The following is a 588-nucleotide window of genomic DNA, read 5'->3' as shown; positions in this document are numbered from 1 at the left end:
GTCGATCCGGGCCTGTCGGCCACAGGCCTCGCCCCCGGCGAGGGGATCGGCGTGCTCACCGGCCTGTCGAGCGGCTTCGCCCTCGACGCCGCCAGCGCCGCCGGCGCCTACCCCCTCGCCGTGGCCGGCACGCTCGCCAACCCCAACTACCGCCTCGCGGCCAGGCAAGACGGCACCTTCACCATCGCCCGGCGCCCGGCGACCATCACCCCGGACGCCCTCGCCCGGGTCTACGGCGAGGCCAACCCGACGAGCGGCCGCGCCCGCGGCGACGGCTTCGTCAACGGCGACGGCGTCGTGGGCGTCGGCCTGCGCTCGCCCGCGGACGCCCGGTCGGGGGTGGGGACCTACGACCTCGCGGCCGCCGACGCCGTCGGCACCGGGCTGGCGAACTACGCCATCACCTACGCGCCGCGCAGCGGCGGCCTCACCGTCACGCCGCGCCCGGTGACGCTCGCGGGCACGCGGGCCTACGACGCCACCGCCGCCATCGCGGGCGGCCTGCTCACGGTGACCGACCGCGTCGGCGCGGACGTCGTCACGCTGTCGGGCACCGGCCGGCTCGCCGGCCGCGACGTCGGCACCCAG

The 588-nt window shown here is 78.6% G+C and carries 1 protein-coding gene; it reads left to right on the top strand.

Features of this window, described 5'->3' with window-relative positions; genetic code table 11:
- The coding region (locus tag EOE48_RS29530; RefSeq protein WP_187371591.1) for an MBG-2 domain-containing protein at positions 1-588 on the top strand (588 nt) is incomplete at both ends.

The sequence above is a fragment of the Methylobacterium oryzihabitans genome (assembly GCF_004004555.2).
GTDB classification, from domain to species: domain Bacteria; phylum Pseudomonadota; class Alphaproteobacteria; order Rhizobiales; family Beijerinckiaceae; genus Methylobacterium; species Methylobacterium oryzihabitans.
This window is presented reverse-complemented; position numbering and strand designations above follow the sequence as displayed.